Consider the following 15,378-nt stretch of genomic DNA (forward strand, 5'->3'; position numbering starts at 1 on the left):
AATCGCAGGCGCAGCATTCAGGCGATTCGATTCAGATCCACATAGGAGAGACGACCAATGAAAATGCACCTCACCTCCGCCGCCGCTGGCTTCCTGCTGCTTGCTGGTATCGGCGCGGCTGCCGCGCAGGATGTCGTGATCGCGCCGGAGCAGGAAACCGTCATCAAGGAATACGTGCATAAACAGCCGCTGGCCTCGGTCAAGGTTCCGGGCGTCGAGCTGAATATAGGCAGCACGCTTCCCGACACGGTCGAATTACATGAAGTGCCCAACGTCAAATACCGTTACGTCGTCGTCGATAACCGGACGGTGATCGTCGACCCCGGTACCCGCAAGATCGTCAAGGTCCTCGATTGATCGATAGCGAACCAAATCGGATGGCCCGCCGCCTGGTTACGGCGACGGGCCATTAACCGATTATTATTTTGTTACCATGTGCTAACGGAACCTTCCCTCAGCGCTTGAGTTACCGGCTCTGGTTCACGTTGTCTCATAGACAACACAAACCAGTGGCAACGTGAAAATACGGGCGGTGGCGAACAGTACGGCGGGGCGAGGAGGAGTTTACCAACATGTCGAAACGAGAAATCGGAACATCCCGTTCGCTCGGGATGCGTGTTGCCCATCTCAAAGCCAGGATGCAAGACGCCCGGATCACCGAGCATGAAATGAAGGCTTTCCAGAAGGTCGCGGCGATCATGGGGGGCGGCGAGGGCTCCCTACGCATTGAGGCCGACGATCTGATCGCTGCGTCCTTCGTTGCCGAGGCGCTGGGCGAATCGGCACCGAACTGACAGCGGCCACCAGTCGAGATCCCGGATCGTTTCAGCCCGACCGTCAGCCGGGAAGGCGGCGGTCGGCAGGCACGATGGACGCCAGGATGCGCCGAGCTTGCTCCCAGGATCGGCCGGCCAAATCCCAAAACTTGCAGGACAACGCCGATCACATGGTGTGCCGAACGCGTCGAGGCTGGGCCTAGCCAGGCACGTGCCGGTTTGGTGCCCGGCTTTCGCGTGCCCGGATTCGCCTGATCTTTGCTTCGCGCAGCACCGCGACGGGATCGGCGCCCGTCCATTCAATCCCGGCCTTCCGCGCGAAGACCAGGAACGCCTGTCGCGCCTTGTCGAGATCGATCTCTCCGCTCCGCGCCGCCTCACAGGCGCGGAATGCGTTGGCGTAGCTGCCGCCCCGCATGGCCTGGGGCCATTCCTTGAGAAAGTTCTGCATCGCGGTAAGAGAGGCGATCTCGCGCTTGAAGCCGGCACCCACCGCGATGGCCACGGGGGGGCGAAGTTCGATGTCGCTTCTGATGGAGCCTTCCTGCATGACTGCGGCATCCTTAGGATTTCAAAGACTTGGGCAGTTTCAATGCCTTCCAATGCGGAGCCGATGCGAAGGTTCCGCCAAATCAATTAGTCGCCGCTGACGGAACAACACCCTGCCGGCGGCGTTTGCCCCGGGAGCTCCCATGTTCGACCTGCTCGTGTTTCCGCCCCTGCGGAGGCAGGGCGGAGCTCACCAACGCAACAGGAGAGAAACGATGAAAACCACCCTCATTCCAGCTGTCGCCGGCTTGGCTCTGATGGCCGGCATCGGCATCGCGGCCGCGGACGAGGTGATCGTCACCCCCGAGCAGCAGACCGTGGTCAAGGAATATGTCCACAAGCATCCGATCGCCTCGGTCAATGTGCTCGGCCTTGAGCTTGGCGTCGGCTCGACCGTGCCTGACACCGTCGAGTTGCAGCAGGTTCCGGACGTCCAGTACCGCTATGCGGTCGTCAACGACCATACGGTGCTGATCGATCCCGGCACGCGCCGCGTTGTTCAGGTGATCGAGTAGATCCAGCCCTGGAAGAGCCCGATCCTCCGAAGCACTGGGCAAGGATCGGGCTCTTTTCGCATCCGGGCATAAGGCCTAAGATAGGGCAGTGGTTTGGGAGGCAACGAAGCGCGGAAGGAGTCGTTGCCATGCATCATCCACACGTCGAATCACCTGACATCGCACGCCAAGTCGACAAGCTTTTGGCCGAGCATAGGACTGGCCTGCTGTCGATGCACGAGGCGATTACCCTGCTGCGCCAGCGCACGGGGACCGACCGCTCTGACGCGGATTTAGCCGGATTGATTACAAAAAAGGCAGCGCATCTGGGCATCGCGGTCGTTACCGACGGACACTGAGCGAAATTGCCGTCCAGGTCGGGTCGCTTGTTCGTGATACCGAAGACGACACGCGAAAATTCGGCTAATGTTCGCGCCGGGGAACCGTCCCAACATCAGGAGGCGACAGTGACGGACGACAGGCACGAACGCATTCGCCAGCGCGCGCACGAGATCTGGGAGCAGGCCGGCCGGCCCGAAGGCGCTCATAAGGAGCATTGGGACCAAGCGACGGCCGAAGTCGATGCGGCCGGCAAGCCGAAAGCCAAGAGCCCGAAAAAGGCCGCCGCCGCCAAGGCCGACAAGCCGAAAGCGGCCAAGGCGGAGAAGCCCGCCAAGGGCCCGGCAAAGGCAAAGTCCCCCGCCAGGAAGACCAAGGGCTGACCGCCAGCCAAGGCCTGCCCCCTTTTCACCGGATCATGTGACGGTGCGACGCTCCGTGTGAGAACTGTGCCCGGAGGCTATACCGACCATGCGCAAAGTCGTCTTGATCATGACCATGTCGGTCGACGGATATGTCGTAGGGCCGGTGGGAATGTCGACGGGCGGTTTTCCTGAACGGCAGAGCTCAAGCGGTGGAAACTCGATCGCATCAGTCGCGCTGGCACACACATCATGGGCCGCGTGAGTTACGAGGAAATGGGCCCGTACTGGCAAAAATCCGAGGATGCCTATGCCGCGCCGATGAACGTCATCCCCAAGGTCGTGTTTTCGAAAACGCTGAAAAAGGCAACTTGGCCAGAGTCCACTATTGCGAAAGGTGACCTGCACGAGGAATCGCTAATTGAAAAGCAACCCGGCGGCGAAATTATTGCGGGGCGGCGCAGAGTTCGCTCAGGCGCTGTCGAAGGCAGGTCTGATTGATGAGTATGTCATCCTGACTCGGCCGATCCGCCTATGGCGGTGGCAAACCGCTATTCAGCGGTTTGACGGACGCGCTCAAGCTAAACGTCCTCGTGACGGCCGCTTACGATAACGGCACCATGCTTCGCATCTACGCTCCCCGCTGAACCGTCACGACCTCTGAGCGAAGGCTTCGGCCATGGCGGCCGGCTGACCGGCACGCTCGGCGTCGCCGCCGCCAGCAGCCACGCCGGCGGCATGCGGGTTGCAATTAAGCTATAAGAGGAGGCTATCGCGTCCCTTGCTTTCCGGCGTATCGCGCGACCGCGCAGAGGAAGGCAAGCGCTGCCATGTCGCAAGCTGCGCGTGACGGCGACGGACCTTTGGCGAAAAGGACCGCGTCGGCAACCGGGACCGTCAGGCCATGCTTGCGGGCGAATGAAATGACTTCGTAGGGCTGATCGTCAGGCTGTATGCCGATGTCGATTTGTTGGTCCATCAAAACGAAATTCCTCCCTGGTATACGGCTTTACCCTCCTTCGCCTGCGCAGAATTAACGCCCGGCCGCTCGCCCGCGTCCACCAATTGGCGATTGTGTGAAACGATGCATTTTTCGAGGCCCAGAGCCGAGGGTTGCAGCGGCATGATTGTTCGCGTCGCTGGCGGCCTTGGAGTTCCTTCCCTTCTCTAACGGAAGAGGTCAAAACGCTCTCACCACGCATCGCTCGATCGGGCAAACCTGACCCCCGCGGCGATCATCGCGCTTTCGCATTCGCTGATCAGCCTGAGGTTGCGCAAATACCGCGCCGCCGTCTCCGGCAGCCAGGCCGCGCACGCCTCGACGTAGGCGCGGCCATGCACCAGCGTGCCGGTCGAAAGCCGCTCCTCCTTTTCGGCGATCACCTTCAGATATTGCCGGATGAAGCGGATGTCGTCGGCGATGTCCTGGCTGGCCATGCGCCAGGCGCCGGCAAGGCGTTCGCGCTCGGCGAGCGGCAAAGGCGACAACAACGGATGGGAGAGGTCGGCAAAAGCGGCATGGTTCGCGGTGTTCAAGCAAATCCCCTCAAAGGAAGGGAAGTATCGTACTTTACGTACGAAAAGCAATCAAGCGAGATTCGTACAATTTGAACGACAAAATAGGTTAGATAAAGCAGTTATAAGAAAACTACAAAAATCTTATAACCACCGGCATCTCCCATAGGGAGATGGGCGGTTGGCCCAACCGACACCGCAAAAAAGCGCTTTCCCAGCACCGCAAACAGTGCTTTAACCCGGCCATCCACAGGGGTGCTCCGTACGGTCGGGGCTGAGATGGTGGCGGCAAGCCTCCGGACCCTAAAGCTGATCTGGATAATACCAGCGGAGCGAGGCGGGCCATGTTTTCCGGCGCACAGATTTCCCTTTATCCCATGGCCGACGATTTCGTCGGCGTGATCCTTGGCGCGCTTGGCGCGCTCGATCCTTACCGCGACAGGCTGAGGATCGAAACCGACGATATCTCGACGCTCCTGGTCGGGCCGCCCGAGGTGCTGTTCCCAGCCATGCGCGACCTGTTCGTGGCGGCCGCCAAAAGCGGCAGGCACTGTGTTCTGTCGGCAGCCGTCTCGCGCGGCTGCCCCGGCGAGCCGGATGACCCGATCTGCCGCTCCGAGGAGATCGGCGGCCCGGCGATCCCGCTCGACGACCGCAAGCGCGCCGCGCTGCGCGCCGTCGGGGCCATGCTTTCGACCAACCAGCCGGTGGCGGCGCAATTCTCGCTCTATGTGATGGGCACCGGCGACCACATGGACGAGATCTATGGCTGCATCGATTTCCTGAAGCGGTCCGGCGTCTTCGAACGCTCCAAGCATTTTTGCACCAAGCTGCGCGGCGACGCCGGCGCGGTGTTCGCCACGCTGAACGAAGCCTTCTGCCGCTTCGGGCCGGGCGCCGGTCACGTGACGCTCGACATCACCATTTCGGCGAACAGCCCAACCGCGGCTTGAGCGCAAGCTCGATCTATCGAGGTAGATGTTGTGGCTGTTTGGCTTGATCCATTGCGTGGGGGAGATGCCCCCAGTCCCATCTCGCAGGAGAGAGGGGAACCTCTGGAGATTGGCGAAACCCGAGGTGACGGCCAATCTCCCCCCTTGCGGGGGAGATGCCCGGCAGGGCAGAGGGGGGTGCTGTCCCGCCGGCCTTTCAACTGGTTGCGCACGCGGCGTTCGCCAACCGCTCCCGCACAACTTTCGAAAGCTGGCGTTCCGTCGCGCCTCCCTCTGGCCTGCCGGCCATCTCCCCCTTTAGGGGGGAGATCAGCCTTCACCACGACCGTCGCCAAGATCTTGCCCGCTGCGCTGGCTTTCGCTCTCCTTCTCGTCGCTTGGGAGCTCTACGCCCGCCTTGGCGGCATCGCCCCTACCGTGCTCCCTGCACCCTCGCGCGTGCTGGCGCAGGCCTGGGAGAACCGGGCGGCGCTGGCCGACAACACGCTTCCCACCATCCGCGCCACGCTGGCGGGCTTTGCATGCTCGCTCGTTGCCGCCTTCATCCTCTCGGCGCTGGTTGACTTCTTTGCCCCCTTGCGCCGCGCGCTGTTCCCGCTCCTGATCGCCAGCCAGACCTTGCCGCTGGTGGCGATCGCGCCGCTGGTGGTGCTTTGGTTCGGCTTCGGGCTATTGCCGAAGATCCTGCTCGTGGCGCTGGTCACCTTCTTTCCGATGATGGTGGCATTGGTCGAGGGCTATGCCGCCACGGCCAAGGAAATCAGTCAGATGCTCGCCGCCATGGGAGCAGGGCGCCGGCGCATCTTCTGGCTGGCTCGGTTGCCGTCGGCGCTGCCCTATTTCTTCGCTGGACTGCGCATCTCCATCACCTATGCGGTGGTCGGCGCCATCTTCGCCGAATATGCGGGTGCCGCCAAAGGGCTCGGCATCTATATGCTCAACGCCAAGAACAATTTCCGCCCCGACCTGGTGCTCGCCGCCGTCGCGGTCAGTTCGGCGCTCACGCTCACGCTGTTCGGCCTCGCCGTGCTCGCCCAGCGTCTCGCCATGCCCTGGGAAAATGCAAGGAGCGAAATGGCGGAGCGCTATGGCGACAAGCCTTCCCGAGAGGGCCGGCCATGACCCGGCTCGAGCTCCGCAACGTGCGAAAAAACTTCGGCATGCTCGAGGTTCTGGCGGGCATTTCGCTGCATGTCGAAGAGGGCGAGTTCGTCTCGATCCTTGGCCCCTCCGGCGCGGGCAAGTCGACACTGTTCCAGTTGCTCACCGGCGCGATCCGGGGCGAGGGCGAGATGCGGTTCGACGGCGCGCCGCTCGATGGCGCCCGCTTCGCCTTCATGCCGCAGCGCGATGCGCTGATGCCGTGGCGGCGCGTCATCGACAATGCGACGCTGGGGCTCGAGGTGCAGGGCGTGAAGCGCCGCGCGGCGCGCGAGCGCGTGGCCCCGTTGTTCGCCGAGTTCGGCCTTGCCGGCTTCGAGCGCGCCTGGCCGACCGAGCTGTCCGGCGGCATGCGCCAGCGCGCGGCATTGCTGCGCACCGTCGTGCAGCAGCGCGACATGCTGCTCCTCGACGAGCCGTTCGGCGCGCTCGACGCGCTCACCCGCGCGGCCATGCAGCGCTGGCTGGAGACGATGTGGCGAAACCATCGCTGGACGGCGCTGCTCATCACCCATGACGTGCGCGAGGCGGTGCTTCTGTCCGACCGTATCTATGTGCTGTCGGCGCGGCCCGCGCGCGTGGTGCGCGAGGTGGCTGTGCCGCTGCCGCGCCCGCGCACCGAGAGCACGGCGCTTGCCCGCAAGACGGCCGCGATCGAGGCCGGCATCCTCGACATTTTGCTCGGCGCCGCCGAACCGATTTCCCGACCATCCGATGGAGAAAACCGATGACCGACTTCACCCGCCGTCAAGCGATGCTTCTGGCCGCCAGTCTGCCATTTGCCGGGACTGCTGCACGTGCCCGGGGCGCCGCGCAAAAAATCACCGTCGCGCTCGACTGGACCGTCAACACCAATCACATCGGCCTGTTCGTCGCCCGCGACAAGGGCTTTTACCGCGATGCTGGCATCGAGGTCGAAATCCTGCCCTACGGCGACACCGGCTCGGGCACGCTGGTGGCCAGCCAGGTCGCCGATTTCGGCATTTCCGGCTCGCTCGGCCTGTTCACGCAAAAGAGCGCAGGCGCGGATTTGAAGGCCGTCTATGCCGTCGTCCAGTCGGAGACCGGCCGCGTCGTCTTCAACGCCGACCGCGCCGCCATCAAGACTCCGAAAAATCTCGACGGCCTGACCTATGGCGGCTTCGGCAGCGCCTGGGAGAACGCGCTGATCTCGACCATCATCCGCCATGACGGCGGCAAAGGTGAGTTTTCCACTGTGACGCTGGGTACCTCGGCTTATGAGGCATTGGCCAACGGCGCGGTCGATTTCACGCTGGAAGTCTCGACCTGGGAAGGCGTCGAGGCCGGACTGAAAGGGCTCAAGCAGCGCAGCTTCCGCTATGCCGATTATGGCGTGCCGGACGAGCACACCACGTTGATTGTCTCCAGCAACGCCTTCCTCGCCGCCAACCGACAGGCGGCCGTGGCCTTCGTCCAGGCGACGCGGCGCGGCTACGCATTCGCCGTCGATCATGCGCAGCAGGCGGGCGAGCTGCTGATCGCCGCGAACAAGGATACGCTGACCAACCCAGCGCTGGTGCAAGCCTCGCTGAAGGCGCTGAACGACGGGCACTTCCTGAAAAGCGCGGACGGCGCCATCGGCACGATGGACAAGGCCAAGATGGAGGCGATGGGCGGGTATTTGTTCGCCTCGGGGATCCTACTGGATGGCAATGGCAAGGCGCTGAAGCAGAAGCCGGATCTCGGGGCATTTTTCAGCAACGAGTTTCTGGGTGCCTGAGAGGACGCAGGAACGCAGTGTCGCGCCGGAACCTGCCGGAAATCCGGTCCGGTGCCTAATTCTCGACGATGGCAAGAAGCAGCGCGGTCTTAATGTGCCACCCGGGTTCGCCATGCATTACCAGGGCGGCCTCATAGAATTTCGCCATGGCCGGGCACAGACCCGGGAAGTTCTGGTTGATGTTCGAGATAGCCTCCATCTCGGCCGGCGTGCCGCCGATCTTGGTGAAAACGTCGGCGACCAGCGACCAGTCCTGATCGCTAGGCACTGCCGCCGGTAGGCCGCTTCTTTTGGCGGCGCCGAAGGCGCGGAACAGGGTGGCGCCGATCCTGTCCAGGTCAGCCCGGAAATCGTGGCCGGGCGCACTGATCGCGTCCGGCCCGTTGCGCAGGTAATTGTTGCAGGTGGTCGGCGTTTCGCGCGCCATGAGATGATTGAGCATGTCGAGTTGCGCCGAAAGCGCTTCCGAGACGTTGCTGTCCGGCGCCGAAGGTAGGAGCGGTGCGTATCTGTGCCTCAGATCGGCGACCGCCTGCCTGCTGGCATTGCGCACTTCTGTTTGGTTTCCGGTCTGGGCCGCGGCAGTGATCTTGCGCAACATCGCATCGTAGTCGTCCGGAAATTCGCGGGCGATAGCCTCGAAGATCTGGAGATCCTGCTTCCGGATTTCGGCATCGATGTCGGCGGTGGTTACCGGCTGGGGCGGCATCTCCACTGATTGATGGTGATGATGTCTGCCGCCGCCGAACATCGTTGGCATCACTTCAGCCCCAACGATGCTGACGGGGACGACCGCCGCCACTTGCAACCATTTCCAAGGTGACATCCGCCTGCGCTCCGACACCCTGCTCACTCTGCCCCGAGACTTAGCGCCTTCTTGCGGTCGGCTTCCGCACGCTTGCGATTGCCCTTGGCTTCCCACACCGCGCTTCGCGATTTGTACGCGGCAGCGAAATTTGGCCTTAACTTGATCGCTTGGTTGAGGTCGGCGATCGCGCCGTCATAGTCCGCTTTGCGGGCGCGGATCGTGCCGCGGCCCGAGTAACCGAAAACATTGTTGCCATCGAGTCTAAGCACCGTCTCGAAATCGCTGAGTGCTCCTGTGTCTTCATGGAGCTTCATGCGGAACGCGCCCCGACCGGCATAGATCCTTGCGTTCGTTGGATCGAGGCGGACGGCGTTTTCGTAGTCCGCCGATGCTCCGTCATAGTCCCCCCGGTAGCTGAGGACGCGGCCGCGATCGCTGTAGGTGTCGCCGATGTCTGGGTCGATGGCTATAGCCTGGCTGTAATCGGCGATGGCGTGGGCATAATCGCCCTTCGTCTCCCAAAGGATGGCGCGCGCTACATAGGCGTCCCGGAAGGCGGGAAACAGCACAATCGCTTTGCCGTACTGCGCGATGGCGCCGTCATAGTCGTTTTTGTTGTCCAGCACCTGAGCCTCGTTGAAAGCCGCCCTGGCTGCGGATGGGATGCTGCCTGCCGAGGTCGCCGCTCCGCTCTCGATCTTGCCTGACGTCTTTGCCTTCGCGGCCAGTGCCAGCTTGCGGCCCTTGCGGGCGTCGGCATTGCCTGGCTGCAGGCCGAGTGCTTTGTCGAAATCGGCGATGGCGCGACCGTAGTCCTTCTTGTCCGCCAAAAGCTTGCCGCGCGCCACATACATGGAGGCGTCCTGCGGCTTGAGATCGATCGCCCGGCCATAGTCGGCAATGGCTTTCTCGGGATCGCCCTTGGTCTCAAAGGTGAGGGCTCTACAAAAATACGCATCGCGCGACTTCGCGTCGATGCCCATCGCCCGTTCGCAATCGGCGATGGCCAGATCGAAATTGCCCTTCTTCATCCATGTCAGGCCGCGGCGGACATAGGCATTGGCCAAGCTCGGATCGAACTGCACGGCCTTGTTGTAGTCGGCCATAGCCCGATCGTATTTCTGCAGGCGGAACCACAAATTGCCGCGGCCGAAATAGCCGACCACGTTTTCGGGAGCGAGCTTGACGGCTAAATTGTAGTCGGCGGAGGCGCGGTTGTTGTCACCTTTCGCGAACCAGTCGCTTCCCGCAGTGAAGGCGGCCAGCGCAATTTCTGTATCCGACATATTTCGATTGGCTTGCAGGATCGCCTGCTGCTCGGCTTTCGCGGCGACTGCTTCCGCGCGCCGGCCGCCGATATCGTCGCGGTCGGGGTCAAGCTTGATCACTTGTTCATAGTCCGCGACGGCGCGATCATAGTCGCCGATATCTTTGAAGGCGTCGCCGCGTAATGAATAGAAGAACGCATCGCCCGGCTTCAGCGTTATGGCCTTCGTGTAGCCGTCAATAGCGCGCTCCGTTTCACCTTTGGCCGCCACCGTGGCGGCCAACGTGGCGACGATGTCGGCATTGTTGGGATCGAGCTGGGCGGCCCTTTCGTAATCCTGCCTGCACCCGTCGTTGTCGCCGGACTGCGCCTTAGCCATCCCCCGGTGATAATAAGCAAGGGCATCGTCCGGGGCGAACTCGATGGCCCTGCCGTATTCGACAAGCGCCCGAGCGAATTTGTGCTGCTTGGTTAGCTGGTCGGCATGTTCAATAACCACCGCGACATCGGAGCCATACGCTTTGGAGGCGTCGCCGGCAGGCTCGGGCGCCTCTCCGCCGGCCTCCAAAGCCGCCCTGCGGCTGGCGGCATAATCCGAATTGCCGGGGTCGAGCCGGAGCGCTTGGTCGAAGTCGGCGATGGCGCCGTCATAGTCTTGCCGTCCGGCGCGCGCCATGCCGCGCCCATAGTAACTGGCGTCATCCTTGGCATCGATCCCGATGGCGACCGAATAGGCGGCGATGGCGCGCCCGGCGTCGCCCTTTGCCTGCCAGGCCAAGCCTTTGCAGTAGTGAGCTTCGCGCGCCTTCGGGTCCAGTTTGGCGGCTCTGTTGCAGTCGGCGAGCCCGCCGTCCACGTCACCCAACATTATCTTCACAAGACCCCGGCGAAGATAGGCCGTGGTAAAAGAAGGGGCGAGTTTAATGGCCGTGTCGTAATCGGCAATCGCTTGGGCGTAGGCGCGTTTGTTCACAGCCGCGTTGCCCAGGCCGAAATAGGCGAACCGGTTGTCGGGATCGAGCGCGATAGCCCCATTATAGGCGCCGATCGCTTCGTCATATTGGCCCATGTCCAGCCAGGCGTCGCCGCCCAGGATCAGTTCCACTTCATGCGGGTCTCTCGCCTCGAGAGACTTCTCGGCAAGGTCGTCCGTGGCGGCGAAATTCAGCACGACCGGTGGCATGCCAAAAGCCGCGGTCGCAGACTTCGGACTGACGATCGCCCGTCTTGGCTGCTCCAGGTCTGGCGCCGGCGCAGCTTTGCCCTCATCACCGGCAGCCTGCTGGTCGCAGCTTCCCGACCGTGCGCGATCCAGTTCGACGGCGCGCCGGCAATCCGCCGCCGCGCCGGCCTGGTCGCCCTTGAGCGTCCTGGCGCGGCTGCGGCCGAGATAAGCGTCGGCATTTTTGGGATCGAAGCCGATCGCCTTGTCGAAATCGAGCAGTGCGCCGTCGACGCCATATTTTGCCAGACGCGCTCCTGCGCGTTCGACCAATATCCTGGCGGCGGCCTGATCCTGGGCAGCCTGGTCCTGTGTGGTGGCGACCGGAACGGTTTGGGCCATGAGCGCGGCGCACGCGTCGGCACGTTTCGGGTCCAGTTCGACGGCGCGCCGGCAGTCGCTCGCCGCAAGGGCATCGTCTCCTTGCGAGGCCGCGGCGACCGCCCGGTCGTAATAGGCCTCGGCGTTGTCGGGATCGAGTGATATGGCATAGCCGAAGGAAGCGATCGCGCCCGGCACGTCGCCGGAGACCTGCTGCTTCAATGCATCCTGGATTTGCGCGGCAGCATCTTTGGAACGGATCTGCCTGCCAGTGGCCTCCAACTGCTTGGTCAAAGCGGAAAGATCCGGTTTGGACGCCGTTTCCACCGCAGGCATCTCGGCGTCGGCGGGTCCCGCATCACAATCACCGGCCTTCTCCGGCTTGAGCGCGATGGCCTTCCTGCAATCGGCCGCCGCGCCGGCAGCGTCGCCGCGCCGGGCTCGTATCAGCGAACGGGCGAACCAGGCTCCGGCATCGTTCGGATCAAGTGCGATCACCTGGCCGAAATCGGCAATGGCGCGTTCGTCGTTGCCTTTGCCCGCCCAGGCGACGGCTCGGTAGTAATAGCCGTCGACGTTTCCAGCATCGAGCTCGATCGCCTTGTTGGCGTCGGCGATCGCGCGAACCCACTCCTTCTTGTTGGCCCAAGCAGCGCCGCGTTTGGCATAGGCGTCGGCGCTCCTGGGGTCGATGCCCAGCGCAGTGTCGTAATCGGCAATAGCACGGTCGAATCCGCCCTTGGCGGCGTGGGCGATGCCGCGGTTGACCAAGGCGGTCACGTCCGTCGGATCGATCCGGATCGCCTCGTCATATGCGGCGATCGCCTTTTCCTGCTCGCCCGTCGCGGCCAAGGCGGAGCCGAGTTCGGCATGCGCCCTGCCGTTTCCCGGATCAGCCTCGATCGCCTGCTGGAAGTCGAGGATGGCCGCGTCAACCTTACCCTTGTGCAGGAAGGCCGAGCCCCGGCTGGAATAGGCTTGGCTGTCGGACGGCTCCAGGCTGATCGCCATGTTGAAGTCCGCGATCGCCCGGTCGTCGTCCCCCTTGTTGGACCAGTCGGTGCCGCGATTGAAATAGGCCGAAGTCTGCTTGGGATCGAGCGCGATCACCTCGCCATAATCGGCGATCGCGCCATCCCAGTCTTGCTCGTCGTCCAAGGCCATGGCCCTGAAGAAATAAGCCTTGGCGCGCAAAGGGGATGCCCCCGTGACGTCCTCGGCAATCACGCTGCAGGCTGCAATGCGGCGGTCGGCTGCGACTTTGGCATCGCCGGCGCTTTTTTTGTCGCCAAAACAAAGGGCAGGGTCCTTGACAACAGCGAGCGCTGGCTCGGTCAGCCCGACAAGCACCAGCATCCCCGCCAGGACTATCAGCGGCCCGCGCAAAACCTCACCAACAAGCACGCGCAAAAACGCGCCGATGCGGCATGACATTGTTGATCCTCCCCCCGGAGTTACCACGGCTGCTGCGACGGACGCTTATATAGTTCTCTTTTTGTTCCTTAATGCAAGCAAAAATTGCAAGGGCTGAATTTATGCGCTTGGCCTGGTTGGACAGAAGGACAAAAGGACAAAAGGGGCGGAGGACGTGACCTTTGCCGGACGACACCGGCCTATCCCCTCACATATCGATCATCGACCGCTTCACCCGTCCGATGATCGTGATCGCCCCCTCCAGCTCCGGCGGCGGAATGTCGAGGTAGGATGCCGGCTGGAAGGGCGGGTTGTCGTTCGGGCGCCAGCGCTTGTAGGTGGCGCGTCCAGTCTCGTCTGAAATCACGTAGCAGCCATTGGTCACCAGCCGCTTGTCGCGCAGGTTGACGAAGATGATCGAATCCGGCGGCGAGATCTTGTTCATCGACGGCCCGTCGACGCGCAGCGCGATCCACTCGCCTTCCTCGAGGTCGGCGGTGGGGATGGTCGGATAGTCGGAGAGGTTGACGACGCTGTCCTGGCTGCCGAGCTCGCCGGCGCTGATCCACGACACGATCGGCACATCGATGGTGACGGGCGAGGGGGCGAAATTGACCGGCGCCGCCTCTGCGCCATCCCCGTTGAACAAGAGCCAGCCGGGATCGACGCCGAACAGCCGGCCGTACTTCTCCGCCGCCTTGCGCGACAGCGGCCGGTTGCCGTTCTCGTGGCTGATCAGCGTGTTCTTGTTGATGTCGCGCAAGGCCCGCGCCGCATCGCTGGGCGAGGCATAGCCGGCCTGGGCCCGCGCCTGCTGCAATCTGTGCCGAGAATCCATCATCGTACAAAATGCCTGAAAATTATCGTCCAAAGTGTACGATTCCGCTTGCGCGTATTTCGTACATAACGTACGCTTAGCGCATGAATGAACATCCCGCAAGCATTTCCGCACAGCCGATGATTCCGGTGCCGCCGACGAGCATCTCAGGGCTTATCGATTCCTGGCGGAGCATCGACGCGTTCGCCGCCACGCAAAAGGAGGCGGCATGAACGCGTTGCCTTTCCAATTCGAACCGTCTTTCCCGTTCGAATCACCTGCCGAATTCCAATCGTCCGGACCGTCCTCCTCCCCGGTCCGGGCGCATTCCGGGGCGCTTGCCCCGGATCCGGCTGAACCGCCCGCACCCCGGTTCACCGGAACGGCCGGAGCCGTTCCTCCCCCGGCTCCGGCCCCCAATTCGGGCATAAGCTGCATCCGCACAGAGGACGGCACCGTCATCCTGTTCGACCGGAAGACGGGCCGCGCGGTGTCGGGCCTGACGCGGGCTGCGGCCGAGGCCGCTCTTCTCCGACTGACCGGCGCGGCGCCAGAGCAATTCCAGGAAAAGTGCGAAGCGGTTTTCCGTCCGGAATTGCGCCAAGACAACGCTGCCGGCGCCGCCTGACCTTCAACGCCTTCGCTGACCTGACCACCAAACGGCCTCGCGGCCGAACCCTGGCGCCTGGCCTTAAGCCTGGCGCTTCGACCCAAGCGCTTCGCAATCAACGGAATGAGCAGATGGCAGCCGCCTACACCGAGAAGGAAATCGACGAGATCGCCGCTTTGCTGAAGGAGGGGCTGTCGGCCTCGCGCATCGCCGGCCGCTTCAGCGCGCTGCGCGGCAGCCCGGTCTCGCGCAACGCCATCATCGGCATCGTCCACCGGAACGCCGGTTTGAGCGCCATCGGCTTCGCCAATCCCAAAGGCGGCCGCGCCGGCGGCAGGCCGAGGAAGCACGCCCGGCCGGATCGTCCGGGCTGGCGGGGCAGGGCGGCGGCCGGAGGGATGGCACTGTCGGAGCCGGCCGCGCTTGCGCGGCAAGTGGAAGACACCGACGCTGCAACAGCCAATCTCCCCCCTTGCGGGGGAGATGTCCGGTCCACCCTCCGCAGCTGCAGCGCAGCTGCTGCGGAGGACGGGCAGGACAGAGGGGGGTGCTGTCCCGCAGACCTGGCCGTCGATGGAACCGTCACGCAAGCGAATGTCGTCACTGCCCGCATTCCGCCCCAGCCCAAAAAGTCCAACGCCCGCAAACCCGCACGCACCTTGCCGCCGGCCTGGCTCGCCCCCGACACCCGCGAAAAATCCGAAGCGCATCTCTATAAACTCCCGGCGCCGCCGCCTCCGGTGAACCCCGGCCGCCAGCCGCATGTCGCGGCCATGCGCTTTCTCGATTGCCTGTTCGGCCGCTGCCGCGCACCGCTCGATCTCGCGCTGCGCGAGGACGCCGAAGCCGACCCGCAGGGCGTGCGCCCGGGACCGGACATGCTCTGCTGCGGTCTGCCAACGTCGGCCACGCGCTCCTACTGCGCCCATCACCATGCAAGGTTTCACGGCCATCGCGGCAGGTGATGTGAGGGCGCTAGGCTCTCCCTTCTCCCCTTGTGGGAGCATCCGGGGGGGGGGGGGCGGGCGGG

18 protein-coding genes and 1 riboswitch are annotated in these 15,378 nt (G+C 63.4%); of the genes, 13 read left to right on the plus strand and 5 right to left on the minus strand.

Features of this window, described 5'->3' with window-relative positions:
• Positions 1–57 precede the first annotated feature (57 nt).
• Both LB525_RS25105 and LB525_RS25110 read left to right on the plus strand, forming a co-directional pair.
• Positions 58–357, plus strand: a complete 300-nt coding sequence (locus LB525_RS25105; protein WP_224529617.1) for a DUF1236 domain-containing protein — start codon at positions 58–60, stop codon at positions 355–357.
• A 215-nt stretch (positions 358–572) separates the two neighbouring features.
• On the plus strand, positions 573–794 hold the full coding sequence (locus tag LB525_RS25110) for a hypothetical protein (protein ID WP_140541743.1): 222 nt from the start codon (positions 573–575) through the stop codon (positions 792–794).
• Positions 795–975: 181 nt separating this feature from the next.
• Here the strand turns inward: LB525_RS25110 and LB525_RS25115 are convergent, their stop codons facing one another.
• The gene (locus tag LB525_RS25115) at positions 976–1,326 is read right to left on the minus strand and encodes a DUF982 domain-containing protein (protein ID WP_095768289.1); all 351 of its coding nucleotides are present in this window, start codon (positions 1,324–1,326) and stop codon (positions 976–978) included.
• Between the two features lie 214 nt (positions 1,327–1,540).
• Between LB525_RS25115 and LB525_RS25120 the strand changes: the two genes are divergently transcribed.
• From LB525_RS25120 to LB525_RS25135, 4 genes are all read left to right on the plus strand, one after another.
• A complete protein-coding gene (locus LB525_RS25120) occupies positions 1,541–1,840 on the plus strand; it encodes a DUF1236 domain-containing protein (RefSeq protein ID WP_140541659.1) in 300 nt (99 codons plus the stop codon).
• A gap of 128 nt (positions 1,841–1,968) precedes the next feature.
• On the plus strand, positions 1,969–2,178 hold the full coding sequence (locus LB525_RS25125) for a hypothetical protein (protein ID WP_095768291.1): 210 nt from the start codon (positions 1,969–1,971) through the stop codon (positions 2,176–2,178).
• Positions 2,179–2,286: 108 nt separating this feature from the next.
• On the plus strand, positions 2,287–2,541 hold the full coding sequence (locus LB525_RS25130; RefSeq protein ID WP_140845423.1) for a DUF2934 domain-containing protein: 255 nt from the start codon (positions 2,287–2,289) through the stop codon (positions 2,539–2,541).
• Positions 2,542–2,772: 231 nt separating this feature from the next.
• Positions 2,773–3,021, plus strand: coding sequence for a hypothetical protein (locus LB525_RS25135; protein WP_224548525.1), 249 nt, complete (start codon positions 2,773–2,775; stop codon positions 3,019–3,021).
• A 690-nt stretch (positions 3,022–3,711) separates the two neighbouring features.
• Here the strand turns inward: LB525_RS25135 and LB525_RS25140 are convergent.
• Positions 3,712–4,056: a hypothetical protein gene (locus tag LB525_RS25140; protein ID WP_224548528.1), complete on the minus strand. Its 345-nt coding sequence runs from the start codon at positions 4,054–4,056 to the stop codon at positions 3,712–3,714.
• Between the two features lie 220 nt (positions 4,057–4,276).
• Positions 4,277–4,389: riboswitch (TPP riboswitch) on the plus strand.
• On the opposite strand from LB525_RS25140, the gene LB525_RS25145 reads away from it, so the two are divergent.
• The 4 genes from LB525_RS25145 (at position 4,380) to LB525_RS25160 (ending at position 7,890) form a co-directional block, all read left to right on the plus strand.
• A complete protein-coding gene (locus LB525_RS25145; protein ID WP_224548531.1) occupies positions 4,380–4,988 on the plus strand; it encodes a Ykof family thiamine-binding protein in 609 nt (202 codons plus the stop codon). Its footprint overlaps the riboswitch before it by 10 nt.
• Before the next feature lie 336 nt (positions 4,989–5,324).
• The gene (locus LB525_RS25150) at positions 5,325–6,110 is read left to right on the plus strand and encodes an ABC transporter permease (protein WP_411968214.1); all 786 of its coding nucleotides are present in this window, start codon (positions 5,325–5,327) and stop codon (positions 6,108–6,110) included.
• Complete coding sequence (locus tag LB525_RS25155) at positions 6,107–6,880, plus strand: ABC transporter ATP-binding protein (protein WP_224548535.1); 774 nt, start codon at positions 6,107–6,109, stop codon at positions 6,878–6,880. Before LB525_RS25150 ends, LB525_RS25155 begins: the two co-directional genes overlap by 4 nt.
• Positions 6,877–7,890, plus strand: coding sequence for an ABC transporter substrate-binding protein (locus tag LB525_RS25160; RefSeq protein WP_224548544.1), 1,014 nt, complete (start codon positions 6,877–6,879; stop codon positions 7,888–7,890). The genes LB525_RS25155 and LB525_RS25160 overlap by 4 nt, the downstream gene beginning before the upstream one ends.
• Before the next feature lie 55 nt (positions 7,891–7,945).
• Here the strand turns inward: LB525_RS25160 and LB525_RS25165 are convergent, their stop codons facing one another.
• On the minus strand, positions 7,946–8,692 hold the full coding sequence (locus LB525_RS25165; RefSeq protein WP_224548546.1) for a hypothetical protein: 747 nt from the start codon (positions 8,690–8,692) through the stop codon (positions 7,946–7,948).
• 47 nt (positions 8,693–8,739) lie between these two features.
• Entirely contained in the window at positions 8,740–12,672 is a 3,933-nt protein-coding gene (locus LB525_RS25170) for a tetratricopeptide repeat protein (RefSeq protein WP_411971046.1), read from the minus strand.
• Between LB525_RS25170 and LB525_RS25175 the strand changes: the two genes are divergently transcribed.
• Positions 12,652–12,939, plus strand: a complete 288-nt coding sequence (locus tag LB525_RS25175; protein WP_224548551.1) for a hypothetical protein — start codon at positions 12,652–12,654, stop codon at positions 12,937–12,939. The two genes, LB525_RS25170 and LB525_RS25175, sit on opposite strands and share 21 nt — an antisense overlap.
• A gap of 190 nt (positions 12,940–13,129) precedes the next feature.
• On the opposite strand, the gene LB525_RS25180 is transcribed toward LB525_RS25175, so the two are convergent.
• Positions 13,130–13,762: a helix-turn-helix transcriptional regulator gene (locus tag LB525_RS25180; RefSeq protein ID WP_095768299.1), complete on the minus strand. Its 633-nt coding sequence runs from the start codon at positions 13,760–13,762 to the stop codon at positions 13,130–13,132.
• Positions 13,763–13,967: 205 nt separating this feature from the next.
• Here LB525_RS25180 and LB525_RS25185 point away from each other — a divergent pair, with 205 nt between their 5' ends.
• Both LB525_RS25185 and LB525_RS25190 read left to right on the plus strand, forming a co-directional pair.
• The gene (locus LB525_RS25185) at positions 13,968–14,366 is read left to right on the plus strand and encodes a hypothetical protein (RefSeq protein ID WP_224548553.1); all 399 of its coding nucleotides are present in this window, start codon (positions 13,968–13,970) and stop codon (positions 14,364–14,366) included.
• A gap of 113 nt (positions 14,367–14,479) precedes the next feature.
• Entirely contained in the window at positions 14,480–15,313 is an 834-nt protein-coding gene (locus tag LB525_RS25190; RefSeq protein ID WP_224548555.1) for a GcrA cell cycle regulator, read from the plus strand.
• Positions 15,314–15,378: the final 65 nt, after the last annotated feature.

Source organism: Mesorhizobium sp. CA16, from assembly GCF_020165175.1.
GTDB lineage: Bacteria > Pseudomonadota > Alphaproteobacteria > Rhizobiales > Rhizobiaceae > Mesorhizobium.